This is a genomic window from Reichenbachiella carrageenanivorans (assembly GCF_025639805.1).
GTDB lineage: Bacteria > Bacteroidota > Bacteroidia > Cytophagales > Cyclobacteriaceae > Reichenbachiella > Reichenbachiella carrageenanivorans.
In genome coordinates this window covers 1,097,774-1,122,602 of the sequence record NZ_CP106735.1, presented here as the reverse complement: position 1 = coordinate 1,122,602, position 24,829 = coordinate 1,097,774, and the positions used below count along the sequence as shown (strand labels likewise).

At 42.0% G+C, this 24,829-nt stretch carries 20 protein-coding genes and 1 pseudogene; 9 read left to right on the top strand and 12 right to left on the bottom strand.

The features are described 5' to 3' along the window. The first annotated feature begins 197 nt into the window (after positions 1–197). Together cmk and N7E81_RS04430 are read left to right on the top strand one after the other, a co-directional pair. A complete protein-coding gene (gene cmk, locus N7E81_RS04435; protein WP_263052075.1) occupies positions 198–881 on the top strand; it encodes a (d)CMP kinase in 684 nt (227 codons plus the stop codon). 185 nt (positions 882–1,066) lie between these two features. Then, positions 1,067–1,960, top strand: coding sequence for a 4-hydroxy-3-methylbut-2-enyl diphosphate reductase (locus N7E81_RS04430; RefSeq protein ID WP_263052074.1), 894 nt, complete (start codon positions 1,067–1,069; stop codon positions 1,958–1,960). Between the two features lie 34 nt (positions 1,961–1,994). On the opposite strand, the gene N7E81_RS04425 is transcribed toward N7E81_RS04430, so the two are convergent. Beyond that, positions 1,995–2,669 (bottom strand): hypothetical protein, encoded by a 675-nt coding sequence (locus N7E81_RS04425; protein ID WP_263052073.1) that lies wholly within the window; start codon positions 2,667–2,669, stop codon positions 1,995–1,997. A 137-nt stretch (positions 2,670–2,806) separates the two neighbouring features. Here N7E81_RS04425 and N7E81_RS04420 point away from each other — a divergent pair, with 137 nt between their 5' ends. Next, a complete protein-coding gene (locus N7E81_RS04420; protein ID WP_263052072.1) occupies positions 2,807–5,521 on the top strand; it encodes a DEAD/DEAH box helicase family protein in 2,715 nt (904 codons plus the stop codon). A 5-nt stretch (positions 5,522–5,526) separates the two neighbouring features. Here the strand turns inward: N7E81_RS04420 and N7E81_RS04415 are convergent, their stop codons facing one another. Next, entirely contained in the window at positions 5,527–5,940 is a 414-nt protein-coding gene (locus N7E81_RS04415; protein WP_263052071.1) for a lipocalin family protein, read from the bottom strand. 177 nt (positions 5,941–6,117) lie between these two features. On the opposite strand from N7E81_RS04415, the pseudogene carB reads away from it, so the two are divergent. The 5 genes and pseudogenes from carB to N7E81_RS04390 all read left to right on the top strand — a co-directional run bounded on the left by carB (position 6,118) and on the right by N7E81_RS04390 (position 11,427). Beyond that, positions 6,118–8,933: pseudogene (gene carB, locus N7E81_RS04410) on the top strand (carbamoyl-phosphate synthase large subunit). 12 nt (positions 8,934–8,945) lie between these two features. Beyond that, positions 8,946–9,203, top strand: coding sequence for a DUF4834 family protein (locus tag N7E81_RS04405; RefSeq protein WP_263052070.1), 258 nt, complete (start codon positions 8,946–8,948; stop codon positions 9,201–9,203). Positions 9,204–9,364: 161 nt separating this feature from the next. Then, positions 9,365–10,177 carry a mechanosensitive ion channel family protein gene (locus tag N7E81_RS04400; protein ID WP_263052069.1) on the top strand — a complete coding sequence of 271 codons (813 nt, stop codon included), beginning with the start codon at positions 9,365–9,367 and terminating at the stop codon, positions 10,175–10,177. 205 nt (positions 10,178–10,382) lie between these two features. Then, complete coding sequence (locus N7E81_RS04395; RefSeq protein ID WP_263052068.1) at positions 10,383–10,604, top strand: hypothetical protein; 222 nt, start codon at positions 10,383–10,385, stop codon at positions 10,602–10,604. Between the two features lie 55 nt (positions 10,605–10,659). After that, positions 10,660–11,427 (top strand): S1/P1 nuclease, encoded by a 768-nt coding sequence (locus tag N7E81_RS04390; RefSeq protein WP_263052067.1) that lies wholly within the window; start codon positions 10,660–10,662, stop codon positions 11,425–11,427. Between the two features lie 48 nt (positions 11,428–11,475). Here N7E81_RS04390 and N7E81_RS04385 read toward each other — a convergent pair whose 3' ends face one another. The 10 genes from N7E81_RS04385 to N7E81_RS04340 all read right to left on the bottom strand — a co-directional run bounded on the left by N7E81_RS04385 (position 11,476) and on the right by N7E81_RS04340 (position 23,284). After that, positions 11,476–12,420 carry a pyridoxal-phosphate dependent enzyme gene (locus tag N7E81_RS04385; protein WP_263052066.1) on the bottom strand — a complete coding sequence of 315 codons (945 nt, stop codon included), beginning with the start codon at positions 12,418–12,420 and terminating at the stop codon, positions 11,476–11,478. Between the two features lie 43 nt (positions 12,421–12,463). After that, the gene (locus tag N7E81_RS04380; protein WP_263052065.1) at positions 12,464–13,297 is read right to left on the bottom strand and encodes a glycerophosphodiester phosphodiesterase family protein; all 834 of its coding nucleotides are present in this window, start codon (positions 13,295–13,297) and stop codon (positions 12,464–12,466) included. 71 nt (positions 13,298–13,368) lie between these two features. Continuing rightward, the gene (locus N7E81_RS04375; protein WP_263052064.1) at positions 13,369–14,160 is read right to left on the bottom strand and encodes an MIP/aquaporin family protein; all 792 of its coding nucleotides are present in this window, start codon (positions 14,158–14,160) and stop codon (positions 13,369–13,371) included. 11 nt (positions 14,161–14,171) lie between these two features. Continuing rightward, the gene (locus N7E81_RS04370; RefSeq protein WP_263052063.1) at positions 14,172–14,681 is read right to left on the bottom strand and encodes a hypothetical protein; all 510 of its coding nucleotides are present in this window, start codon (positions 14,679–14,681) and stop codon (positions 14,172–14,174) included. Positions 14,682–14,683: 2 nt separating this feature from the next. Then, the gene (locus N7E81_RS04365; protein WP_263052062.1) at positions 14,684–15,442 is read right to left on the bottom strand and encodes an exodeoxyribonuclease III; all 759 of its coding nucleotides are present in this window, start codon (positions 15,440–15,442) and stop codon (positions 14,684–14,686) included. A gap of 52 nt (positions 15,443–15,494) precedes the next feature. Continuing rightward, the gene (locus N7E81_RS04360; protein ID WP_263052061.1) at positions 15,495–16,391 is read right to left on the bottom strand and encodes an ROK family protein; all 897 of its coding nucleotides are present in this window, start codon (positions 16,389–16,391) and stop codon (positions 15,495–15,497) included. A 7-nt stretch (positions 16,392–16,398) separates the two neighbouring features. Then, the gene (locus tag N7E81_RS04355) at positions 16,399–18,048 is read right to left on the bottom strand and encodes a glycerol-3-phosphate dehydrogenase/oxidase (RefSeq protein ID WP_263052060.1); all 1,650 of its coding nucleotides are present in this window, start codon (positions 18,046–18,048) and stop codon (positions 16,399–16,401) included. A gap of 73 nt (positions 18,049–18,121) precedes the next feature. Further along, positions 18,122–19,606 carry a glycerol kinase GlpK gene (gene glpK / locus N7E81_RS04350; RefSeq protein WP_263052059.1) on the bottom strand — a complete coding sequence of 495 codons (1,485 nt, stop codon included), beginning with the start codon at positions 19,604–19,606 and terminating at the stop codon, positions 18,122–18,124. Positions 19,607–19,762: 156 nt separating this feature from the next. Next, positions 19,763–22,153 (bottom strand): ABC transporter permease, encoded by a 2,391-nt coding sequence (locus tag N7E81_RS04345; RefSeq protein ID WP_263052058.1) that lies wholly within the window; start codon positions 22,151–22,153, stop codon positions 19,763–19,765. A gap of 165 nt (positions 22,154–22,318) precedes the next feature. Further along, the gene (locus N7E81_RS04340; RefSeq protein ID WP_263052057.1) at positions 22,319–23,284 is read right to left on the bottom strand and encodes a GTP pyrophosphokinase; all 966 of its coding nucleotides are present in this window, start codon (positions 23,282–23,284) and stop codon (positions 22,319–22,321) included. A gap of 210 nt (positions 23,285–23,494) precedes the next feature. Between N7E81_RS04340 and N7E81_RS04335 the strand changes: the two genes are divergently transcribed. Beyond that, positions 23,495–24,826: a beta propeller repeat protein gene (locus tag N7E81_RS04335; RefSeq protein WP_263052056.1), complete on the top strand. Its 1,332-nt coding sequence runs from the start codon at positions 23,495–23,497 to the stop codon at positions 24,824–24,826. Positions 24,827–24,829 lie beyond the last annotated feature (3 nt).

Here is a 24,829-nt window from a genome sequence, read left to right as displayed (position 1 = left end):
TCACGCATTTTTTCATTACTTTTATTAGGGTTGCTACTCAGTTTTAGCTCATGCAAGTCATCTCATTATCCTAAGGAGAGAAAACCAAGGAAGATCAAACAAGGCAAACCGATTCCTTGTCCAATAAAAGACTGCTAGCATCTATAGCGACCTAAAACTTTAGAATTTCATTAACTCCAACTTGAGCCAAATACCTCATGAAAAAAATCATTATTGCCATAGATGGCTACTCAGCTTGCGGCAAAAGTTCTACAGCCAAACGTGTAGCTGCAGCCCTAAACTATGCATATGTAGATACGGGAGCTATGTATCGGTCTGTCACCCTCTATTTTATAGAGCACTATATCGATCTGACGAACCCTAAATCGGTGAGTAAAGCCTTAGACGAAATCAGCATTACTTTTCATCACAATAAGTCTTCTAACCAGAATGAGACGTTTCTCAATGGCTTGAATGTAGAAAAGAAAATCCGCAAAATGGAAATCTCTCAAAAGGTGAGCGAAGTAGCAGCTATCAAAGCGGTGAGAGCAGCCATGGTGAAACAGCAGCAAAAAATGGGCAAGTCAAAGGGTATCGTCATGGATGGCCGAGACATAGGTTCGGTAGTATTTCCCGATGCAGAACTGAAGATTTTTATGAATGCAGATTTTGATGTTCGTGCCGAACGTCGTCAAAAAGAGTTCTTTGATAAAGACCAATTGGTAGACTTGGATGAGGTGAAAGAAAACCTCCGGTCTCGCGACAAAATAGATACGACTAGAGCAGAGAGTCCGTTGGTACGACCTGCAGATGCGGTAGATGTAGATACTACTCATATGTTTCTTGAAGAGCAGGTGGATCACATTGTGCAGTTGGCTACGGGCAAGATGATGAATGTGTAAGACTGCGCTTCTCCTTCCATTGAAGATCTTCGAATGATCATGGGCGGTTAGGTTTCTATAAATAATCATTCAGGTTGCTTTGAGTAATCTGAATAATGTATGAAACTCAAAAGAATACCGCTAGTTGTTTCATTCAGTTCAAATGGAATTAATTTAATTTTGCATCAAATGCTTGTACAAATCCGATGAACATAGAAATAGATAAAAACTCTGGGTATTGTTTTGGTGTAGAGTATGCCATCGAGATGGCAGAAGACGAGCTCAACGATAGTGGGCAGCTCTACTGCCTAGGTGATATCGTACACAACCATATGGAAGTCGAACGATTGGCAGGCAAGGGTTTGGTCATTATTAGCAATGACGATCTTAAAGATTTGAAGGATTGTAAGGTGCTCATCAGAGCCCATGGCGAACCACCTGAAACGTATAAAATAGCTATCGAAAACAACATCGAACTGATCGATGCCTCTTGTCCGGTAGTACTCAAATTACAAAACCGAGTGAAAGGATCTTTCGATCAAATGGAAGAGCAAGAGGGTCAGATTGTGATCTATGGAAAGCCAGGGCATGCCGAGGTAATCGGGCTCACTGGTCAAACGAAAGAAAAGGCTATCATCGTGATGGAAGATGAAGATTTAGAGCAAATCGACTTTTCTAGACCCGTTACCCTATACAGCCAGACCACCAAAAGCACCAAAGGGTTTTATCGCCTTAAGGAAATGATAGAGGCCAGAATAACGGAAGCCAAAGGCGAGTTAGAAGTCACGGACTTCAAAGCCAATGATAGCATTTGTCGTCAGGTCTCTAACAGAGAGCCTAGCATGGAGAAATTCTCTCAAAAGCATGATGTGATCATTTTTGTAAGTGGCAAAAAAAGCTCTAACGGTAGAGCACTCTATGGTGTCTGCAAAAACTTTAACGAGCGTAGTTATTTCGTAGGTAGCGAAGAAGAAATAGACCTAAGCTGGATCAAATCGACAGATTCTGTAGGAATCTGTGGTGCTACGTCTACTCCAATGTGGCTCATGGAGCAGGTAAGAGATTTTATACAAAAACAGTTTGACCCAGTAACCGCATAGTGGTTTGCTTTGTAAGAGAGACTAACGGGATTGCTTACTTATTCATTTTTACTCCAATAGAGATCTCTACCCCTTCTAAGGCGGTGACGGCATCAGGATAAGCAACCGATCTGGTCTCTATATTTCCTCCTATAGAACCTCCAGAGTATGCGCCAGTAATGGCGGCACCAGAATCCCCTTTCAGATATTGTACTTCCGTGGTGATGGAAAAATTTTTATTGACATGGAAGGCCAATTCCACTCCAGCCATCCAGCCAAATCCTAATTTATTTTCTACCTCTAGATCGGCATTGGTGACATCCCAGTTTTCAAAATCGCGAATGGCTCGATCCATGTTGCCATAGTTGATGCGTGGTGCTATGTGTCCCATGCCAAATCCACCACCAAGAAACTTGACGGACATCGCATCAGCATCAAAGGTGAGAGAGAGTTGTAGTGGTACGATAATCGACCAATGTGGTCCAGTGAGTGGCTCGTCCGCATCAAAAGGCAAGCCCGTCATGGGTAGTCCAGGCATGTTGTACAAAGAAGCACCCGTTTCGATACCCAGTATACCAAAACTAAGTCCCAGTCCACGTACAGAGAGTGGGCTTACGGGGACAGATACATAGCCATTTTTTGGTATGATAAAAGAAGCAGAAACACCCTGACTTTTAGCCGAAAGGCTTAATAATAGGAATATGATGGGGAGAAAGAAGGTTTTGTTCATGGTTCGAAATTACGACAAAAAATCAATAGGGCTTGATGAGTGGATATTCTTGAATGCAAAAAATTTAAGCCAGAAACAGAGAGAGGAGGGAGTAAAAAACAACTTACGATGTATAAATTGGCGTTTGAAATATTCCTATGAAACTAGAAGCATTTCCTAAACACATCCAGTTTAAGTATGAGTGGAGAAAATACCAAAAAAGAGTTTTGGATGATCTCCAAGAGCATCTTGATGATAATCATTTGCATGTGATCGCACCGCCAGGTTCTGGCAAAACAGTACTCGGCTTAGAAGCCATGCTTCGTTTGGACAAACCTACGCTTATACTAGCCCCTACGATTGCCATCCGAAATCAATGGATTCAACGGTTTTGCGAATTGTTTTTGCAATCTGATCAGAGGCCCAGTTGGATTTCTAACCACATCCAATCACCAGGGTTTGTTACGGTGAGCACCTATCAAGGGCTTCATGCGGCATGCTCTGGTGAGCAAGAGCTAGAAGACGAACTTGATGAGTTAGAAGCTAAGGAGCATTCAAAGCCCCGAAGGGTACAAAAGAAAAAAATAGAAAACGTCATCCAATCACTAAAGGATATTCGATTGGGGACGATTGTGATAGACGAAGCACATCACCTAAAAAATGAATGGTGGAAGTCTATTATTCAAATTAAAGAAGTGCTAAAGCCCACTGTAGTGGGACTCACTGCTACGCCACCTTATGATGTGTCGTATGCTGAGTGGAATAGGTATCTCACTCTCAATGGCCCTGTCGACACCGAAATCTCGGTGCCCGAATTGGTCAAAGAAGGCGACTTATGTCCACATCAAGATTACATACAAATATCGGAACCTTCAGCAGTGGAATTAGCTAAGCTCAAAAGCTATAGAGCTAATATTAAAGGACTATTTGATTCTTTGTCTAAAGATGCCGTATTGCTCAGCCATATTGCTAATCACTCATCGGTTACGAACCCAAAGGAGGAACATGAATGGATTTATAATCATATGGCTTATTATTCGGCTTTCCTCGTTTTCCTTCATCATCACCAAGTTTCGCTTACAAAGTATCACTTTGAGATTACGGGCAACCAGAAAGCCCAGCTCCCCAAACTTGATTTGGAATGGTTAGCACATCTGTTAGATTATTATTTAAATGAATTTGAAACGGAAGATCCTGTGAGTCAGCAGCATCAGCAGCAAATCATTCGTCAGCTCAAGCGTGGTGGAGCATTGGAGCGAAAAAAAATCAAACTTGCTGATGATTCTAAATTGGACAAAGTGCTTACAGCTAGTATTGGCAAACTAGCTAGTATTCAGAAAATCACTCGATTTGAACAAGGGGTGTTGAAAGATGACCTTCGTCAGGTCATATTGGGAGATTTTATCCGGCAGGAATTTTTGTCTGATAAGGTACCTATTACAAAACTTGGTGTAGTTCCTATATTCGAATCGCTGAGAAGAGATTCAAGTATCAATTCGAAGTTGGGTGTTCTTACAGGGTCTTTGGTTATCCTGCCAGCCAGTGCTTTATCTTCCTTTATTTCTTTTGCAGCTGCTTTTGGGCATGAGGACGTCAAGGCAGATCCTCTGGCCTATGATCCTAATTACCTAGTAGTGCAGTTAGACGCTAAACTTCGGCAAAACTTGGTATACATTGTCACGCAAGTTTTTCATGCAGGGCATATTCAAGTGCTGGTAGGCACTAAATCTCTCTTGGGAGAGGGGTGGGATGCTCCATCTATCAATGTTCTGATTTTAGCCAGTTTTGTAGGGTCTTTTGTAATGTCTAATCAGATGAGGGGTAGAGCGATTCGTACGATTCGATCCAATAAAGAAAAGACGAGTAATATTTGGCATCTGGTGTGTGCAGATCCTACGGACCCTTCGGGAGGTAGAGATGTAGATTTGCTCAGGCGTAGGTTCAAGGGCTTTGTGGGATTGTCCGAAAGAGAGTATCGGACGATAGAGAATGGGTTGAACCGATTGGAGCTGCCTAGTGTATTGGGGTCCACTACCATTGGCGATTTGAATCAGCGAATGCATAGGTCAGCGAAAGAAAGAGACCTACTTCGTGCCCAGTGGCATGAGGCTATACAAAACGGCACTACGCTGGTGGAAGAAATTAAAATTCCTTACAAAGAAATCACACCTTATAAAAAGCAAAAGTCACTTTATCTTAATAAAACAGTCAAGTGGGTGCTTGTAGAGTTAGGAGTGGGCGTTGGTTTTTATATGCAAGATTTTGTTCAGCAGCTGCCTAGAATGCGTCAGATGCTGAAAACCAAAGATGGTTTGACGACCGTGGTGGGCTTATTTTTTGCGGGCTTATTTTTCTTTTTCGGTACTCGTTTGGTTATGGCTTTTAAGATGTATGTGAAGTACAGAGACATTTCCAAAGATTTACACGCCATCAGTACGGCCTTGATCCAATCATTAGTAGAAACTAAGCATATCCATACGCCATTAGATAAGTTAGAAATTAAGACCACTGTAAATGAATTTGGTGAAGTGTACAGTCACCTCGAAGGGGGAACCACGTTTGAAAAGAGTCTTTTTATCAATAGCCTGCAAGAGCTCGTGGCTCCTGTGGAGGATCCAAGGTATTTGCTTATAAGAAAAAGCCTGTTTTTCCGATTCATTCGGCAGCAAGATTACCATGCGGTGCCAAGTGTATTGGGCAAACTGAAATCAACGGCCAACATACTCGCTTCTCATTGGAAGCGAGTGGTGGGAAAGTGTGAGCTGATTTTTGCCAAAAATATGACAGGGAGAAAAACCCTCCTCAAGGCGAGGTTTCACTCACTGGCTTCGGAATTTCAGGAAGAGGCCGAACGAACCAACCGCTGGAAATAAACCGTCTATTTGCTCAAAAACAAATAGACGTCTTGTACCAATTGTAGTTTTATCTTGTTTTCAGAAAAATCTTTGATGGTGTATGGGATACCATATTTGTCACCATCATTGGTTAGGTTCAATGTGGTATCATTCTCCAACTTCCAATTGAGTGTATGGATGAGGGTGTCTGTTCCGAAGATACAATTTTCATATCCATAGGCATTGATAGTGATTTTACCATCGCCTTTGATGTTCATCAGACCGTTCATGGTGTAGTTGATGCTGTCATTGGCGGGGGCATTTTGCTCTGGATAAGTGATCCATTGTACTTTCCAATCACCCACGAGACTGTTAGACATTTCTTCAGTGGAGGATCCACAAGAATAAAGAGCCAAAGAAAGGATGGCAACGAATAAGGTCAACTGTGTTTTTTTCATAGCGTTTTTACAATTCTGGGTTAAAAGTAATACCATATTTTTTGAATGAACAAAAAGATGGCGATAGCTTGTCAATAAAATTCGGAGACAATGCCAACAAATCTTTTTATTACGCCCAATTGCCCCTAACTTTGCGCAATTTTAGAGTACCCTTAGTTAATTAAAAAACACTCCGCAATGCCAAAGGATAACAGCATCAAATCAATACTTATAATAGGAAGCGGCCCGATCGTGATTGGACAAGCTTGTGAATTCGACTATGCAGGATCACAAGCCGCCAGCTGCCTCTTCGGGAAGAAGGAATCGAAGTGACTTTAATCAATTCGAATCCAGCGACTATTATGACTGATGAAGTAACAGCGGACAACATTTACCTCAAGCCCCTCACAAAAAAATCAATCCGAGAAATTCTCGAAAAACACGACATCGATGCTGTACTACCTACCATGGGTGGACAGACAGCGCTCAACCTCGCCATGGACTGCGACAAAGCAGGCATCTGGGAAAAGCACAATGTCCGTGTGATCGGGTCTAATTTTGATGCGATCGAGACCACTGAAGACAGAGAGAAATTCAGACTTCTGATGGAAAAACTGAACGTGGGTACCTGTAAAGGACGTACGGCCACATCATTTCTAGAGGGCAAAGAAATAGCACAAGAAATTGGCTTTCCCCTGATCATCAGATCGTCCTACACCCTAGGAGGTGCTGGTGGTGGATTTGTAGAAAAACCAGAAGATTTTGATAAGGCATTGAACGATGGCTTGCATGCTTCTCCTATTCATGAAGTGCTCATCGAGCAAAGCATCATGGGTTGGAAGGAGTATGAGTTAGAGATCATGCGAGATAGCATTGGCAATTTTATCGTGATCTGTTCGATCGAAAACTTCGATCCAATGGGTGTGCACACAGGCGACTCTATCACAGTGGCGCCAGCTATGACGTTGCCAGACACAGTCTATCAGCACATGAGAGATTTGGCCATTAAAATGATCGCAGGAATAGGGAAATTCGCTGGCGGATGTAATGTGCAGTTTGCGGTACATCCTGAGACGGATGAAATCATAGGCATCGAAATCAACCCAAGGGTGTCGCGTTCCTCGGCGCTTGCTTCTAAAGCAACTGGTTACCCCATTGCGAAAATCGCTGCTAAGCTAGCGATAGGTTACAATTTGGATGAACTTAGCAATCAGATTACAAAAACAACGTCAGCCTTTTTCGAGCCTACGATTGACTATGTGATTGTGAAAGTGCCTCGTTGGAATTTTGATAAATTCAAAGGCGCTGATAGGCATCTTGGGTTGCAAATGAAATCTGTGGGTGAAGCCATGGGTATCGGTAGAAACTTCCAAGAGGCTTTGCAAAAGGCCTGTCAGTCCCTTGAGATCAAACGAAACGGGTTAGGTGCTGATGGTAGAGAATTGAAAAGCCATGATGAGTTGCTATATAGTTTGAAGCACCCAAGCTGGAACAGACTTTTTCATGTGTATGATTCCTTCAAGTTGGGTATCCCATTCAAGACGATATACAACTTGACTAAAATCGACCCTTGGTTCTTGAACCAAATCGAAGAGTTGATAGCACTGGAAAACGAAATAGAGAAATACAAGCTAGATACTTTGCCTAAGGCTTTGCTGATCACAGCGAAAAAGAAAGGCTATGCCGATAGACAAATCGCTCATTTGATCGATTGTCTAGAAAGTGAAGTTTTTGCCAAAAGACAAGAATTCGACATCAAACGAACTTATAAGCTAGTAGATACATGTGCGGCAGAGTTTGATGCCAAGACGCCGTATTACTATTCGACCTTTGAAGATGAAAATGAATCCATTCCTTCAGACAAGAAAAAAATTATTGTATTAGGGTCAGGCCCTAACCGAATCGGTCAGGGTATAGAGTTTGACTACTCTTGTGTGCATGGTATCCTAGCTGCTAAAGAGTGTGGCTACGAGACCATCATGATCAATTGTAATCCTGAAACAGTTTCTACGGATTTTGACATTGCGGACAAGCTTTACTTTGAGCCTGTATTCTGGGAGCATATTTATGAAATTATCCTTTTGGAAAAACCAGAAGGAGTTATCGTACAGTTGGGAGGACAGACCGCATTGAAATTAGCTGAAAAGCTGGAGCGATACGGAATAAAAATCATTGGTACGAGCTACAAGGCACTTGATTTGGCCGAAGACAGAGGTTCGTTTTCTTCTTTACTCAAAGAGCAAAACATCCCATACCCTAAATTTGGAATCATCGAGTCGGCTGATGAGGCGTTGACGCTCTCGCAAGAGCTAGGTTTCCCTCTCTTGGTACGGCCTTCGTACGTACTGGGAGGACAGGGTATGAAGATCGTGATCAACGAAGAGGAATTAGAGTCGCATGTGGTAGATTTATTTAGATCTATTCCGGGCAATCGAGTGATGCTTGATCACTATTTGGACGGAGCCATAGAAGCAGAAGCCGATGCGATTTGCGATGGAGAAAATGTATATATTATCGGTATCATGCAGCACATAGAGCCAGCAGGGATTCATTCAGGTGATTCGTTTGCCGTGCTTCCTCCATACAACTTGGGCGACTTGGTGATCAGAAAAATCGAAGATTATACTAAAAAAATAGCTATAGCACTTGATACTGTTGGTTTGATCAACATTCAGTTTGCCATCAAAAATGATGAGGTATATATTATCGAGGCCAACCCGAGAGCTTCTCGTACGGTGCCGTTTATCTGTAAGGCTTACCAAGAGCCGTATGTCAACTACGCGGTGAAGGTGATGCTCGGAGACAAAAAGGTGACAGATTTTGATTTCAACCCGAAGAAACAAGGATATGCGATCAAAGAGCCAGTGTTTTCGTTCCACAAGTTCCCGAATGTGAACAAGGAGCTCGGGCCAGAAATGAAGTCTACAGGAGAGTCGATTTATTTTATTGATGATTTAATGGACGATTATTTTATGGAATTGTACGCTGAACGTAACCTATACCTCAGTCGATAAGTAAAAGGAAATATGTTTAAGTTTTTACTCCTATTATTTCTATTCATATATGTGATTGCCAAGGTGGGTGGGTTTATTTTCCGAGCCTTGTTTTCAAATTTCACTAGCCAGGCGCGTCAGCAGACCTATCAGTCTAATGGTTCGCGTGCAGCACGCCAACCTAAAGATGGCAATGTGATTATCAATTACAACCCCAAGGATAGACGCCAAAGCAAAGATGGAGGCAGTTTCAAAGGGGGCGATTATGTGAATTATGAAGAAGTGGATTAATCTCTAAATAGTTCTAATTGATAGAAAATGGCTTGCAGAAATGCAGGCCATTTTTGTTTTTATTTTATTCAAACAACTTAATGAGACGGGAAATCAATCAACAGCACATATCTTTAATTAAATATTATTTAATTTAAAACCTCAACTAAAAACACCATCTTATGACTCCTGAAGAATTAATGCCAAAAATCCTTGACCTAATATTTTCATATGGGCCCAAACTCGTCGGAGCGATCCTCGTCCTCGTTATAGGTTTTTGGGTAGTAAAGGCACTCTCCAATGGATTTAAAAAACTTCTCGAAGTGAGAGAAATTGACCCTTCGCTCAAATCTTTTTTGGTCAGTTTAGCCTCGATGCTACTGAAAGTGATTTTGGTGATTTCTGTACTTACCACCATGGGAGTAGAAATGACCTCACTTATAGCCATTCTTGGAGCTGCTGGATTGGCTGTAGGTATGGCACTGTCGGGCACACTCCAAAATTTTGCAGGTGGTGTCATGATTCTTCTATTTAAGCCGTTTCGTGTAGGAGACGTAATCGATGCACAAGGCTACTTGGGTAGTGTAGGTGCCATTCAGATATTCAATACCATTTTGAAAACACCTGACAACAAAACCATTATTATTCCTAATGGAGGCTTGGCCACTGGCAGCATGACTAATTTCTCTACAGAGCCTAAACGTAGGGTAGATTGGACTTTTGGAATTGCCTATGGAGATGATGTCGATAAAGCCAAAAGTGTAATCAAAAGCTTGTCTGATGCCGATGCTAGGATTCACAAAGACCCAGAAGTGTTTGTTGCGGTATCTGCACTGGCAGATAGTTCCGTCAATTTTGCTGTTCGTGCTTGGGTCAATGCAGAAGACTACTGGGGTGTATTCTTCGATATGAATGAAACTATCTACAAGACATTTGCTAAGGAAGGTCTCAATATTCCTTTTCCTCAAATGGATGTGCATGTGCATAAAGACTGATGTTGAAAACATCAGAAAATTAAAATTTAGGACCAACGGAACTTTTCTGAACTCAAATGCATTGCATAGTTAGAGTTTAGAATCGCGCACTCGCGATTGTTTAAGGTTAGGTTGGTGATTATGGCGTGTTCCAATTCGGAGCACGCTATTTTTTTACTATATGATAGGTCGGACTATATTCCCTTATGATCTAAAAATAAAAAAAATGGTTTTATCCCCTTTTCGTACCTATACAGATCCTTTGGATGCCGAGGAGCTTATCGATGTTTTACAGACGAATCATATTCCCTTTGAGCGGACTTTTGAAAAATCTAGCGAGGCAGACGACTATATTGGGAGCAACCCCTTCGACAGCAATATTGTCATTCGCATAGCTGCTGAATATTTCGACCGAGCAAATGAGATTTGTCAAGGTCATAATCTTTGAATAGGAGTTTTAGCTTTAGTATCTTCACATACACTAAATATGATCCAAAAAACAAATGAAAAAGTCAATTGTAATTATTTTTCTTTCGCTTGTAGCTCATTCTGTAGCCTTCTCTTGGGGCAAAACGGGTCATCGAGTGGTAGGCCAGATCGCTTATGAGCATCTAAACAATAAAGCGAAGAAAAACATCGAAGCCATACTTGGCGATGAAGAGTTGGGTATGGTGGGCAACTATATGGATTTTGTCCGTGCAGATCCCGCCAACGACTATATGGCCCCGTGGCATTATTGTACCGTGCCAGATGGCAAGAGCTACGAAGACCTAGAAGTGCCAGAAAAAGGAGACGGCATTCAGGCTATTGAGCGATTAATCAAAGAACTGAAATCAAAGCAATTCACTTACGAGTCAGAAATGGAAAATTTGAAATACCTCGTGCACCTCGTAGCCGATATTCATCAACCACTACACGTAGGCAATGGTGAAGACATGGGAGGGAATAAAGTGAAAGTAGAGTTTATGTGGGAAAAATCTAACCTACATCGCGTATGGGATAGTGGTATAATTGACTATCAGCAACTCAGCTATACAGAATATACGAAATGGATTAACCATGCGAGCAAAGAACAAATAGCGTCTTGGCAATGTGATCACTTGATGGTATGGGTAGATGAGGCCATGTCTTATCGTAAGTCGATATATGATTTGCCAGAAAACGGCAAAATAAACTACGATTACAATTATGCTACTATTGCTATAGTAAATGAACGCCTGCTTAAAGCAGGTATTCGATTAGCTGGCATCCTCAATGCAATCTATGGATGATTAATTTTCCATTCAGCACCACAACAATGGTGCTGAATGGAAGTTTTCTTAGAATGGTAGGCTGTCCAACTGCACGTTTCCACCAGTTAGGATCAATCCTGTTTTCTTTCCAGCAAAGCGCTCTTTGTTTTTGAGTAAAGCCGCTACGGCTACGGCGCTAGATGGTTCGATGATGATTTTCATTCTTTCCCAGATGAGTCGCATGGCATCTATAATCTCTTGCTCTTCTACGATCAATACATCGGTTACGTGTTCTTTGATGATTTCAAAGTTGAGTGAGCCTACAGAAACTAGCAGGCCATCTGCGATGGACTCAGGTTGGGTCACTCCAGTCAACTTACCTGATTTGAAAGACTGATAAGTATCGTCTACGGCAGAGGGTTCTGCCAAGATCATTTTGGTGGTAGGGCTCACATAGCTGAGTGCTAATGCTGACCCAGCTGCCAACCCCCCTCCACCTACTGGTGAAATCATAAAATCAAGGTCTGGATGCTCTTCGATAAATTCTTTGGCAGCAGTAGCCTGGCCAGCGATAATGCGTGGATCATTGAAAGGGTGCACTTGAATAGCACCTGTTTCTTTCATGATTTTGTCGCATGCTGCTACACGAGCTTCTTCCGTAGGCTCGCAGAAAGTGATCTCAGCTCCGTATTCTTTTACGGCATCTTTTTTTACCTGAGGAGCATTGTCTGGCATTACGATGTAGGCTTTGGCTCCAGCCACTTGTGAAGCTAGAGCTACCGCTTGTGCGTGGTTGCCCGACGAGTGTGTCACAAACCCATTCACCCTTTCTTCCGGTCGGTAAGACATGATGATATTGGCCGCGCCACGCATTTTGAATGCGCCTACTTTTTGAAAATTTTCACATTTGAAAAAAACCTCTCCACCTATCATGTCATTGATAGTCTGAGAAGTCATTATCGGAGTACGCACAATGTACTTTGTTATTCTGGTGTGCGCACGCTTGATGTCGCTAAGACTTGGTACTTCCATAGTTGATAAATCCGCCCTTTTAAAGATTATGCAAGATTCAAAGTTAATCTGAAATTAATTCTAATACATGATTTGGATAGTCGGAAATAATTCCATCTACTCCCCAATTCAATACTTTTTTGATGTCGTCTTTTTTGTTTACTGTCCAAGGAATTACTTTCATCCCATGGGTTTGTAGCCAAGCTACTTTGTTAGAATCTAGTAAATGATAGTAGCAACTGTATATATCTGGTATGAACCCCAGATTGGCTAGGTTTTCTTCGATGGGTGCTGGGTTTTCTACGAGTACAGCCAATTTGATTTCAGGATAATTTTCATGAAAATATTGTAAAATTCTGAAGTCGAACGATTGTACGTTGAGTAGGCTAGTGTCCATCTCAGTGGTAATGAAATCGTACACCAATTTCGCATATTCGGCAGGTGCCGGGTGAAAGGTGGAGTCTCCTGTTGGTTCACTTTTGATTTCAATATTGTATCTGACTGGTGGTAGTTGGTTTTTATTAAGGTACGAATTGACAGCTACTACTACTTCTTTGAGCAGGGGCTTGTGTGCTTTCATTTTTTCTTGATCTGGAAAATGCTTTTGATATCTAGTCCCCACATCGTATGATTTGATTTCTTCATAGGTCATTTTATAGATGTTGTAAGATAGTTCTTCGGTCTTTCCTATGGCGTGTCCTTCGGAGGTGGTTGAAAACTTGGAGGACATAAAAGGGTCGTGGCTGACTAGTAGCTCGTGGTCTTTGGTCACGGCTAGGTCTAGCTCAAGAGTGGTCACACCCAGTTCTATGGCTTTGATGAAGGCAGGAATGGTATTTTCGGGTAGCAGTCCCCTGGCTCCTCTATGACCTTGTACATCTAGGTTTGTATATTTCATAGTATCTTTTTTAGGTTGACATTGAATGAAAATCAGGGCAATGCCCAGCATCAAAAAGTGGAAGGTGTTTTTCATGGTGTCTTGAGGCTTGAGTTTTCTGCTCTGATAGCTAGGCCAGTCAAAACTACCACAGCCAATAAACATGGGTATAAAGCAGGTATTATGTTTTGATTAAATATGGCTTGATAGGAAAGTGTGCCTAATGCACCCCCTAAAAACGGCCCTACAATTGGTATCCAGCTATAGTTCCATCCAGATGTCCCTTTTCCAGCTATGGGCAATAAGAAGTGAATGAAACGAGGACCTAGGTCTCTGGCGGGATTGATGGCAAACCCTGTTGTACCACCTAGAGATAAGCCGATCATGCAGACTAGCAAGCCTATGACTAGTGGGTTTAGCCCTTCGGTAAAATCGTTTAAGCCCAGAAAGGAGAGGGCAAAAAGTAAAATAAATGTGCCGAAAATTTCGCTGAATAAATTAGCAAAGGGAGCGGGTATAGCTGGACTGGTACAAAATACGCTTCGTTTGGTGGCAGTGTTTTCGGTGGCTTTCCAGTGAGGTAAGTAGTGCAGCCAGACGAGTGTTGCTCCTGCCATCGCCCCGAGTAGCTGTGCTAGCATATAGCCAGGCACTTTGGCCCATTCGAATGCACCCGTCAGTGCAAACCCTAGGGTGACTGCGGGGTTGATATGTGAGCCAGAAATATCGCCTACAGCATAGATAGCCATGGCTACAGCTATACCCCAGCCTACGCATATGGCGAGCCAGCTGCCTTGATGAAAATAATTTTTGTGGAGGCTAACGCCAGCATTGACTCCGCCTCCTAGCAGAAAGAGAATAGCAGTACCCAGAAATTCTGCCATATAGATGTTCATTATTTTTTGGGTTCAGCGATTTTTATATTGGTCTTGATCATTTCTTTAAGGTCTTGTATGGTCTCATTTTCTAATTCGGTTAGCGAAAGCGTAAGCCATTTTTCTGGAGTCTTTTTAGGGTAAAGGAGCGCAAGGCTCTCTTCTATCCGGTAGTATCCAAAATCTGCCCAAGCAATGGTTTTACACTGCTCTGGCATATGATGCTTTATTTCTACACCTTTCTGATCGATGAGTAGTTCAGGGTTGGTTTCGCGTTTTTGCTTCCAAAGGTTTTTGATTTTGATTTTAAACATAAAATTTCTCCCCACAAAGACATAAACCAGCGTTAGTACACCTGCATAGGTCATTTTCTCGTCCATAGGGGTGACTTTAGTGCCTGTATATAGAAGTAGTCCTGCTACTATAGCTAGCAACATAGACATGGCTCTTTTTTTGGGATGATCGGCTATTTTTTGTCCTTGAAAGAAGGCTTTGAAATCGCTATTGGATGGGATACGAATAGAAGGCATGATTATAATGTAATGCTAACGGGACAATGATCAGACTCTTGATAATTTGGGTGGATGGCTGCTGATTTTATTTTTGGGATTAGCGGAGTGCTTACTAGAAAATAGTCTAGTCGCCATCCGATGTTTTTCTCGCGAGCACCTGCTCGGTAGCTCCACCAGCTATAGGCTACTTCGTCTGGGTGCAAGTGCCTAAATGTATCTACAAAACCAGCCTTGATAAAGTTGGACATGCCATCTATTTCTCGTTGGGTATAGCCCGATGTTTTGTTGTAATTGGCTTTGGGTCTGGCGATGTCTATTTCTTGGTGTGCTACATTGAAGTCGCCACAGATGATGACGGGTTTATGCTCTTCGAGTCTTTTTAGATAGTGGAGAAAATCGACATCCCATCCTTCTCGGTAATCCAACCTTTTTAACTCGCTACTAGAATTGGGCACATATACATTGACGATATAAAAATTCTCAAATTCACTAGTTACGACTCTGCCTTCTTGGTCGTGAATGTCTATACCAATGCCCGTGGACACGGAGAGAGGGGCAGATTTGCTTATGGTGCACGTACCACTGTAGCCTTTTTTTACAGCACTATTGCTAGAGACATGATAGGGAAAATCTTTGCCTAGTGCTTCTAGTATTTGATCGTCTTGGGCTTTGGTTTCTTGCAAGCAAATGATGTCGGCCTGCATGTCTTCTATAGATTTCAAAAGCCCTTTTTTGATGGCAGCACGAATGCCGTTCACGTTATAAGAAATTATTTTCATAGCTACATTTTTACGGAGAATGAAATTAGAGTATATTCATGTGAAAGCAAAACTAAACCAGAAAGGCCGCACCAAATACACCCGCCGAATCACCAAGTTTTGGTTTTAAGATCTGCGTGGTACATGCTGGATTGAATACATGCTTTTTTATTTCTTCGATACCCTTTGTATAGAGCAGGTCTATGTTGCCTACGCCACCGCCGATTACGATTACATCTGGGTCTATCATGTTGATGATAGTGGAAATGCCTACGCCAAAATAGTGAATCAGTCGATTGGTAGTTTCTTTGGCTAGCGGGTCGGTTTGTCTATCTGCGATAATCGTTTGGAGTGGCTTGGGGTTATTTGCGTACTGTGAATAGAACCTTTCTAGTGCAGGGCCAGAGATCATGGTTTCTACACATCCTGTTTTGCCACAGTAGCATGGTCCGCCCGATTCGTGGAGGAAATTGTGTCCCCATTCTCCACCTATGCCATTGGCACCATTGAGCAGGTCGCCATTTACAATAAGTCCGCCTCCTACGCCTGTGCCCATAATCACACCAAATACCACATTGGCTTCTGGTGCTATTTCTTGTACGATACCTATTTGGCTTTCGGCCAGTGCAAAGCAATTGGCATCATTAGCCATTTTTATGGGTACCTGCATCAAGTTTTGTAGATCAGCCAGAAGTGGCTGATCGTTGAGTTGCAGGCTATTAGAGTTTTTGAGATGGCCAGTAGGAGGGAAGATAGAACCAGGTGTGCCTATGCCAATTTTTTCAGGTTTTAATCCGCAAGTATCGCTTAGGAGAGCAACTAGTTTTTTTATCTGTAGGAGTATATGATGATAGCCACGATGGCTTTCGGTGGAGATTCGAGTACGAGCCAGTATTTTGTTGTTGGCTGCGGTGTCTATGACGATGCCTTCTATTTTGGTGCCCCCGAGATCGATACCCCATTTGATCATATGCTGATTATTTAAAACTGATGGCTTTGTCTACTTCTGCTTGCATGGTGTCGATTTCTTTTGCCATTTGCTCTGGAGTCCAGTCGAGCCAGTGTTTCATATCTGTAGCTACTAGTGCCATGTGGTCTTTCACGCTTTGGATATTGAAAAACAAGCGACCAGTGCGGTGGATGAAAAAATCAGTGAGGTGCATGACCATTTCTCTTTCTATACAGAAACGCACTTCTGCTTTTAGCAACTTGGTTTCTTCATTTTTGCCAGGTAGCTGATCGGCAAAGCTCAAAATAATCTCTGCTTGATCTCCATAGGTATCTACTAGATAGTTGAGCTGCGTCTCTTCAAATTGTTTGTTTTCTTGGATTAATTTGGCTTTATAATTCGATACAGCTTTGGTGTTTTTAAAACTGTTGCCGTTGAATGTAACTTTTTTGGTTTTAGACTTTGTTTTTTTGGTAATGCCAGAACGAGAGCTTTTCATTTCCAAAACAAGGTCTACTGTGCGTTTGGCCATTTTTCGATAGCCTGTCAGTTTGCCGCCAGCGATAGATATCAAACCACGGTCAGAGATGAAAATCTCATCTTTGCGTGAAATTTCTGAGGCAGATTTGCCTTCCTCTTGTATCAGCGGACGAATACCAGCCCATGATGATAAGACGTCTTCAATTTTGATGTGAATACTTGGGAAAGCTTCATTGACTGCTTTAATCAGGTAGTTGACGTCTTTTTTGTCCGTTTGAGCATCTCTTGGGTTGCCTTTGTAGTTGGTGTCTGTGGTGCCGATATAGGTAATGTCATTTTTAGGAATAGCAAAAATCATTCGTCCGTCAGACACGTCGAAATAGACCGATTGTTTCACTGGCAGCTTCTCAAATGGGATCACGATATGGATGCCTTTAGTCAAGTGTAGTTTAGTTTCTTTTACTTTCTTGTTGAGTTTTCGGACTTGGTCTACCCATGGGCCTGCAGCATTTACTACATAGTCGCCGTAGATTTTAAATTCTTCTCCAGATTCTTCGTCTATGCAAGCAATTCCGCATACTTTTCCTCCTTTGGCAATCAGATCTGTACACGTAGCGTAGTTCAAGGTTTGTGCACCGAAGTCCACCGAAGTTTTGATCAATTCCATGACTAATCGGTAGTCATCGGTTTGGTATTCGGCATAGAGTCCACCGCCTTCTATGATGTTTTTGTCGAGCAGGGGCTCAGATTGCATGGTCTCTTCTACGGAGAGCATTTTTCGCTGATCCTCTTCTTCTACACCAGCCAGTACATCGTAGACCATGAGTCCTACAGAAGTAATAATTTTGCCATAGTTGCCCTCTTTGATAAGAGGGAGGAGCATTTTTTCTGGGCGCACGAGATGTGTGGCTAGTTCGTGCAATATAGATCGCTCTTTGCCTACTTCACGTACTAGGTTAAACTCAAACTGCTTGAGGTATCGGAGCCCTCCATGGATCAGTTTGGTAGATTTGCTACTGGTGCCAGAGGCAAAATCTCTCTTTTCAAGCAGGGCTACTTTGAGTCCTCTTGTTGCGGCATCGAGGGCAATGCCAGCACCTGTGATCCCGCCTCCGATGATAATCACATCGTAGTATTCATTCTTGAGGTTTTGAATGATGGTAGGCCTAGTTTGATATGAGAAGGATGGTTGTGACATAGTGTTTTTTTGTGCAAAACAAGACGATTGGTTATTTAGGATAATTTTCGAATTGTTATGAAATGTTTATGATTTATCGAGCCCAGTTCATGCATCTTTTGATGGCATTATGCCAGCCTGTATATAAATAGTTCCTTGTAAAGTCGTCCATTTTAGGTTTGAATGTCTTATCGACGGCTCTTTTCTTTTTGAGATCTGTCATACTCCACATTCCGCTGGTGATGCCAGCAAAATAAGCTGCTCCTACGGCAGTGGATTCTATATTTTTTGGTCGTTCGACAAGTACGTTTAAGATATCTGCCTGAAACTGCATCAAGTAGTTGTTGGCAGAGGCACCTCCGTCTACTTGGAGCGAATTGAGTTTGACTCCAGAGTCATTGGCCATAGCAAATAGAATGTCTCTAGTTTGGTAAGCTAGAGATTCGAGCGTTGCCTTTACTATTTCTTCGTTAGTGGTGTCTTGGGTGAGTCCAAAAATGCCCCCACGGGCATACATATCCCAGTAGGGAGCACCTAACCCTGAAAATGCAGGTACCATGTAGACGCCACTGTCTCCTTTTACTCGTTGTGCGATTTGTTCGGTTTCTGCGGCGGAGTTGATCATTTTCAATCCATCTCTGAGCCATTGGATGGCAGCACCAGCCATAAAAATACTGCCTTCAAGAGCGTATTCTATTTTGCCGTTGAGTCCCCAGGCAATGGTGGTGAGCAATCCGTTTTTTGAATATTGTATTTTCTCTCCAGTGTTCATCAAAAGAAAACATCCTGTACCGTATGTGTTTTTGGCTTGGCCGGGTTCGAAACAACCTTGACCGAATAGAGCCGCTTGCTGATCGCCAGCCACTCCCATGATGGGTACGTCGCCACCTTGTAGCTTGGCCATGCCAAAGTGGAAGCCAGAGTGTGTCACGTCTGGCAGCATTTGCCTTGGTATGTCGAATTTTTCGAGCAGTTCTTCATCCCAATTGAGGTTGGAGATATTGAAGAGCATGGTGCGCGATGCGTTGGAAAAATCCGTCATGTGCGAAGCACCATTGGTGAGGTTCCAAATGAGCCATGTATCTACTGTGCCAAACAATAGGTCGCCCGCTTCTGCGCTTTTTTGTGCACCTTTTACATTTTTTAGAATCCAATGGATTTTGGTGGCAGAGAAGTATGAATCGATCACCAGACCTGTCGATTTCCTTACATAGTCTTCGAGATTGTCGTCACTTTTGAGTTGTTGGCAGAGGTCGGAGGTTCGGGTATCTTGCCAGACGATGGCGTTGTATATTGGCGCACCTGTTTTCTTGTTCCAAACGATGGCTGTTTCACGTTGGTTGGTAATTCCTATGCCTAGAATTTGGGAGTTGTTGACCTTGCTTTTTTTTATGACTTCATACATGACATCGAGCTGCGACTTGAGGATGTCGTAAGGGTCGTGTTCTACCCAACCATGCTTAGGGTAGATTTGCTTAAACTCTTTTTGAGCCATGGCGACTACACCTCCTTTATGATCAAATAAAAGTGCTCTTGAGCTTGTCGTTCCCTGGTCAAGTGCCAGAATGTATTGTTTCATGCGGGCAAATTTCCATTAATTTAACTACAATATTCAAATAAACGAACCGCAATATTATCTGATGTTAATATTTGTTTTGAATAGGAATAAAATGAATAGATACACGTGTATAAAAAGTGAAAATTCATCACTTTTTATACTTGAAGTCTTCAATATTTAATTGTCTCGTATGGCTGAGGAAGGATTGGCAATAGCAGATTTGAGTGAGTGGTAGAGTACGGTGAGAAAGGCTATGATTAAAGTGAACAAAGCAGAAAGGACAAAGCTGGTCCATTTTAACTCCATGGCATAGGCAAACTCTTGTAGCCACTGACTCATAAAATAATAGGAGAGAGGAAATGCAACGATTATGGAGAGTAGAATCAGCTTTAGAAAATCTTTGGACATCATGACAATAATATTCATCACATTGGCTCCTACCACTTTGCGAATGCCTATTTCCTTGCGGCGTGCTTCGGAGGTATAGGAAGCCAGGCCAAACAGTCCTAAACATGCGATGGCAATAGTAAGTGTGGAGAAGATGGCGAAAACCTCTCCTCTCTTTTGATCTGTTTCGTAGTGTTTTTGAAACCCTTGGTCTAAGAAGGTGTACTCGAAGGGACGGTTAGTGATGACTTGCTTAAAAATATCTTCTACTTCAGTCATGGTGGTCGCTATGCCATCGGCTTTGAGCCTTACGATCATCTGTGAGTTGTTGGTTTTGTTGTACACTACTAGTGGGGTGATTGGTTCTTGTAAAGAGATTAGATGATAATCTCTTACTATACCCACTACTGTGAATGTTTGTGTTTTCATATCATCGTCGATAAATCGCTCTAGCTTTTTCCCCAAGGGCTCTGTCCAACCCATTTGGCGTACCATTTCTTCATTGACTATGATCGAAGCAGCGGTGTCGTTGGCTACTTCTGGCAGAAAATTGCGCCCAGCGACAATAGGGATCTCAAGCGTAGGGAAGTATTGGTTATCTACTGTGATATATTGGAAGATTTTATCAATCATCATTCCGTCTGCAGATTCTATTTTGATGCCGCTCATACTCATGGTATTGGTGCCGGGCACGCCGTGGCCAGACCCTACAGCCTCTACGCCTGGATGCTGAAGTAGCTTGGCAGAGAGCACGTTTAACTTTTCTCTTACCTGATTGCCCTCTAAGGCTACGGTGGCTACTTGTTTTTGGTTAAACCCTAGCTCTTTATTTCTAAGATAGGCCAGCTGGTCGAAGACGATCCATGTACTCACCACCATTCCTAGCGAAATGGCAAACTGAGCTACTACCAGTGCTTTGCGAAGGGTTTCGTTGCCTTTGCTTTTTTGTGCTTTGTCTTTGAGTACCTCGGCGGCTTTGAATCTAGAGAGATAAAAAGCAGGGTAACTGCCCCCGACTAACCCTACAAAAAAGATAACTGTGGTTAGTACCAAAATCATTCGTGGATCACGCAGAAAATTTTGATCAATATCTAAATGTGCCAGCTCGTTGAAATAAGGAATAGTGAAAAAGGTGAGTATCAGGCTTATGCTCAATGCAATGAGGGCGATCACGACGGATTCTGTCACGAACTGGCCTATGAGTTGAGAAGTATAGGAGCCCATGGCTTTGCGAATGCCGACTTCTTTGGATCTGGCCATAGAACGGGCTGTGGCCAAATTCATATAGTTGATACAGGCAATAAGTAGCATGAAAAAAGCAATGGCGCTAAAGATATAGAGGTAGCTGATATCACCTGTGTTGCTCATGTCCATGTCAAAATTAGAATAGAGGTGGACATCCGTTAAGGGCTGTAAAGAAAATGTAGCTGAAGCGCTAAATTGCTCGTATAGTGGTGCCATATATTTGGCATACATCTGCTCCATAGCAGTATACACATCAGGTAAGAGGGTGTTTGGGTTAAGCACAACAAATATTTGATCGTTCATATTGCCCCATGATACTTCGCTGGGGGAAGTGGAACTGTAGTACAGCAAGCCTTTGACCATGATGCTAGTATTGATGGGAGGATCGGCCATGATGCCTGTAATGATTTTGGTGTCTTCCCCATCGGTTTTTACGGATTTTCCCATGGCGGATGCATTGGGAAACCACTTCTTGGCTAGTGATTGACATATGACTAGTGTATTGGGTTCTTTTAGGCATGAAATTCTATCTCCTTCAAGCAATTCAAAATCGAAAACGGTAAAAAATGATGAATCAGCTTCATAGATATCTGTTTCATAAAAGTAGTTGTCATTAACTGCGATCAGCATTTCACTACCACCAGTGAGCCTTACCGAATTTTCTACTATTCCATATTCGCTCATAAGCGTATGACCCACTAAAGATGGTGCCAGAGGTATGTTGAGTTCCGAATCTTGCACCGTAGCATGGGTTGAGATCCGGTAGATATTGTTTTTGTTGGAATGAAATTGGTCATAGCCCCTTTCAAAATCTACGTACAGATATAGTAAGAGACTACTCACTATTCCGATGGTTAGGCCTATGACATTGATGGTAGAATAAACGGGATTATTCTGAATATTTCGAATGGCGATGGTGATGTAATTTCTTATCATAGTTGTGATGTTGTCATTGAGCGGTCGACAAACGGTGTGCCGAATTGAATAATGCACAGTTTGTCAGTTAGTTAGGGTATAACCTGCCGCTTAAACCTCATCTATTTTGTTCAATATTGAACACTTAGGTGTTCGCTGTCTGAATGACAATATCTGGTGTGGGTGCTACGAGTCTAACTTCCGTATTTGTTTCCACTTATGGATCACTTCGGCATTTTCAGAAAGCAGTTCATCATTCATAAAGGAGGCATAGAAGGGGTCATAAATAATTGCCAGAATCATTTTCATCATTTCTTCGCGAGAAAATGTACGAGCAGCATCGGTTTCGATGGTTTTCAAATCATCCTTGAGTGATTCATAGGCGGAGATCAAATGCCCAAAATTCATTTCGCAGTTGAGTAATTCGACCATCAGCAGCTTGGAGTAGCGGTAGCTTTCTCTGCGGTTGGGAAAATACAGTTCCATGAAAGCCATAAATGTATCTATATTTAGCTCCGTAGAGGGTGTCAATTCCGTATTGTGGCTGGCGAGAGCAGCTCTAAAGAGATTTTTTTCCAACTTGAGTGCTTGAAATTGCTCATCGGCCAGTTCTAGTAAAGCGCTTAGTTGGAAGAGCTTTCTCCTAAATATTCTGGGTGTATGCTCTGCTTTTTTGTATTCTAGTTTGCCCTGAATGTGTGCCCATGTGTGCATCAACGCTGTGCGAGTTTGCACTTCTATTTTCACCCCGTTGCAATCCCCATAGGCAGGGTCATCTGGCAAGGTCACGATATAGTGATTAGATCGATAACCAAACCGATCCGTTTCACCATCCTGCATTTTGTCTATCGTGTTTTGAATCTGTAGGGTACGGTTAATGATTTCTCCCACTTGTGGCAAGTCATTGATATAAAAGCAAATGACTCGTAGTCCGCATATGTCTTCGGTGTCTTCGTAGGGGTTTTTGTATTTTTTTCTAGAGATTTTTTCGTAAAAGGACTCAAATGATTTCACTCGATGTCCTACTTGTAGGAGCTCGATCCCTTCGTCGTGCAGTGCTTGTCGGAGCAGATCTTTGCCAGTGAGGCAGACCTGTTCGTAAATGTGTTGTTGCGCGAGATATTTGGCTTTTAATTCTTTCTTTGTAGGCACGACACCGAGGCTTAATATTTAGTATAAATTAAAATATTAATTCGATGGGATTACTTCTTTTTAGGCGAAAAATTTCTGCGAGAGGGGTCGAATAAGCGGCCTGATTCAGACTTGCTCTTCCACTTGCTCTTCCACTTGTTGTTGTAGCGAATTTGTGTAGCTGCTTTTGTATAATATTATATATTGCATGTTATTTTCAAAACCAAACTAATGAAACACTTCTTTGTGCTATTCCTAGTAGCCTTCTGCCTTTTTTCTTGCAAAGACGATGAGCAATCAGAGGACAACCCATATTCTATAGCCATTGGGAATAAAATATACACGATCCAGCAGGGTGCAGACCAAGAAGGAGCAATGGGGCAACTTCTAGAAGAAGAGATTAAAATTAGCATTACAGACTATGAAGGCAAACCGCTATCTGCGAGTCTAGAGTTTGTGGTGACAGATGGCGGAACAATTGATCAAGTAGAAAGCACTGAAGTAGGCGAAGAAAATTGGGTGGTTTTGAAATGGCAGCTTGGTTGTAGGTATGAAAAACAAACTTTAATAATTATTGACGATTACGTATGCAATATTTCTAAAGAGGGCTGTGTAGATGTGAAATTATTTGAGATAGAGATAACTGTAGGGCCAGCCGGCAAGGGGTGGACAATGGCCTGTAGCGACACGGGTTTCGGGGATGATCTAAAAAGATTTATTGTTCAAAAGAATGAACTTCTGGCTTATACCAGCGATGGATTATATGTGACCAAAAATGTAGAGAACAATAACTGGGAGAAAGTAAATAGTAATAAGTATTTCAACCAAGACTATACAGTAAATCAGTTTGAGAGTGGGGAGCTGGTACTTTTCAGTGGATATTACAATTATATCTCTTTAGACAATGGTCGAACATGGGAAACGATACCTTTTCCTGGCTCTTCGTATGATTATAAAAGATTAACCATCTTAAGCAATGGTGATTATGTGTCTATTTACGACGGATCTAGAGATGTTTTTATATCAAGTGACGCTGGTAGTTCTTGGACTACGGCCATAGACGATATCAGTACTTTGACAGGAGATTATACAAAGATAAAGGCTATTACTTCTGATGGAAACAAGGCCTATATCTTCACTGAAAATTTTGACGTGATTGTCTATGAAAATGGTAATACTACGCTACATACCTTTCAAGAATATTCATGGGGTAGCTATTCTATGAGATACTTTGATGCACAAGTACACGATGGCCTCCTGTTTTTATCGGTTCAGTACAGTTACACTAATTATATTGCTGTGCTAGATTTATCCACAGATACAGTAGTTGGATCCTTCGCGATTCAAAGCAGTTTTCATGTCCTAAAGCAGGATGATAAGCTGTACCTGATCCCAGAAAAAGCTACTAATTTCTACTATGAGTATTATCAGGGGTCATTTTTAATTAAGGAGTTGAATTATTTGAATTCGGATAATTACTCTTCTGGAGTGATGACCATATTTAAAGGTTTTCCTATTCATTATTCTAATCAGACACAAAAACTTAACTATTACATTCCATAACAC

Excerpts from the sequence above, each read along its gene's own strand:
- cmk (WP_263052075.1), top strand. The coding sequence starts at position 198 with ATGAAAAAAATCATTATTGCCATAGATGGCTACTCAGCTTGCGGCAAA.
- N7E81_RS04430 (WP_263052074.1), top strand. The coding sequence starts at position 1,067 with ATGAACATAGAAATAGATAAAAACTCTGGGTATTGTTTTGGTGTAGAG.
- N7E81_RS04425 (WP_263052073.1), bottom strand. The coding sequence starts at position 2,669 with ATGAACAAAACCTTCTTTCTCCCCATCATATTCCTATTATTAAGCCTT.
- N7E81_RS04420 (WP_263052072.1), top strand. The coding sequence starts at position 2,807 with ATGAAACTAGAAGCATTTCCTAAACACATCCAGTTTAAGTATGAGTGG.
- N7E81_RS04415 (WP_263052071.1), bottom strand. The coding sequence starts at position 5,940 with ATGAAAAAAACACAGTTGACCTTATTCGTTGCCATCCTTTCTTTGGCT.
- N7E81_RS04405 (WP_263052070.1), top strand. The coding sequence starts at position 8,946 with ATGTTTAAGTTTTTACTCCTATTATTTCTATTCATATATGTGATTGCC.
- N7E81_RS04400 (WP_263052069.1), top strand. The coding sequence starts at position 9,365 with ATGACTCCTGAAGAATTAATGCCAAAAATCCTTGACCTAATATTTTCA.
- N7E81_RS04395 (WP_263052068.1), top strand. The coding sequence starts at position 10,383 with ATGGTTTTATCCCCTTTTCGTACCTATACAGATCCTTTGGATGCCGAG.
- N7E81_RS04390 (WP_263052067.1), top strand. The coding sequence starts at position 10,660 with ATGAAAAAGTCAATTGTAATTATTTTTCTTTCGCTTGTAGCTCATTCT.
- N7E81_RS04385 (WP_263052066.1), bottom strand. The coding sequence starts at position 12,420 with ATGGAAGTACCAAGTCTTAGCGACATCAAGCGTGCGCACACCAGAATA.
- N7E81_RS04380 (WP_263052065.1), bottom strand. The coding sequence starts at position 13,297 with ATGAAATATACAAACCTAGATGTACAAGGTCATAGAGGAGCCAGGGGA.
- N7E81_RS04375 (WP_263052064.1), bottom strand. The coding sequence starts at position 14,160 with ATGGCAGAATTTCTGGGTACTGCTATTCTCTTTCTGCTAGGAGGCGGA.
- N7E81_RS04370 (WP_263052063.1), bottom strand. The coding sequence starts at position 14,681 with ATGCCTTCTATTCGTATCCCATCCAATAGCGATTTCAAAGCCTTCTTT.
- N7E81_RS04365 (WP_263052062.1), bottom strand. The coding sequence starts at position 15,442 with ATGAAAATAATTTCTTATAACGTGAACGGCATTCGTGCTGCCATCAAA.
- N7E81_RS04360 (WP_263052061.1), bottom strand. The coding sequence starts at position 16,391 with ATGATCAAATGGGGTATCGATCTCGGGGGCACCAAAATAGAAGGCATC.
- N7E81_RS04355 (WP_263052060.1), bottom strand. The coding sequence starts at position 18,048 with ATGTCACAACCATCCTTCTCATATCAAACTAGGCCTACCATCATTCAA.
- glpK (WP_263052059.1), bottom strand. The coding sequence starts at position 19,606 with ATGAAACAATACATTCTGGCACTTGACCAGGGAACGACAAGCTCAAGA.
- N7E81_RS04345 (WP_263052058.1), bottom strand. The coding sequence starts at position 22,153 with ATGATAAGAAATTACATCACCATCGCCATTCGAAATATTCAGAATAAT.
- N7E81_RS04335 (WP_263052056.1), top strand. The coding sequence starts at position 23,495 with ATGAAACACTTCTTTGTGCTATTCCTAGTAGCCTTCTGCCTTTTTTCT.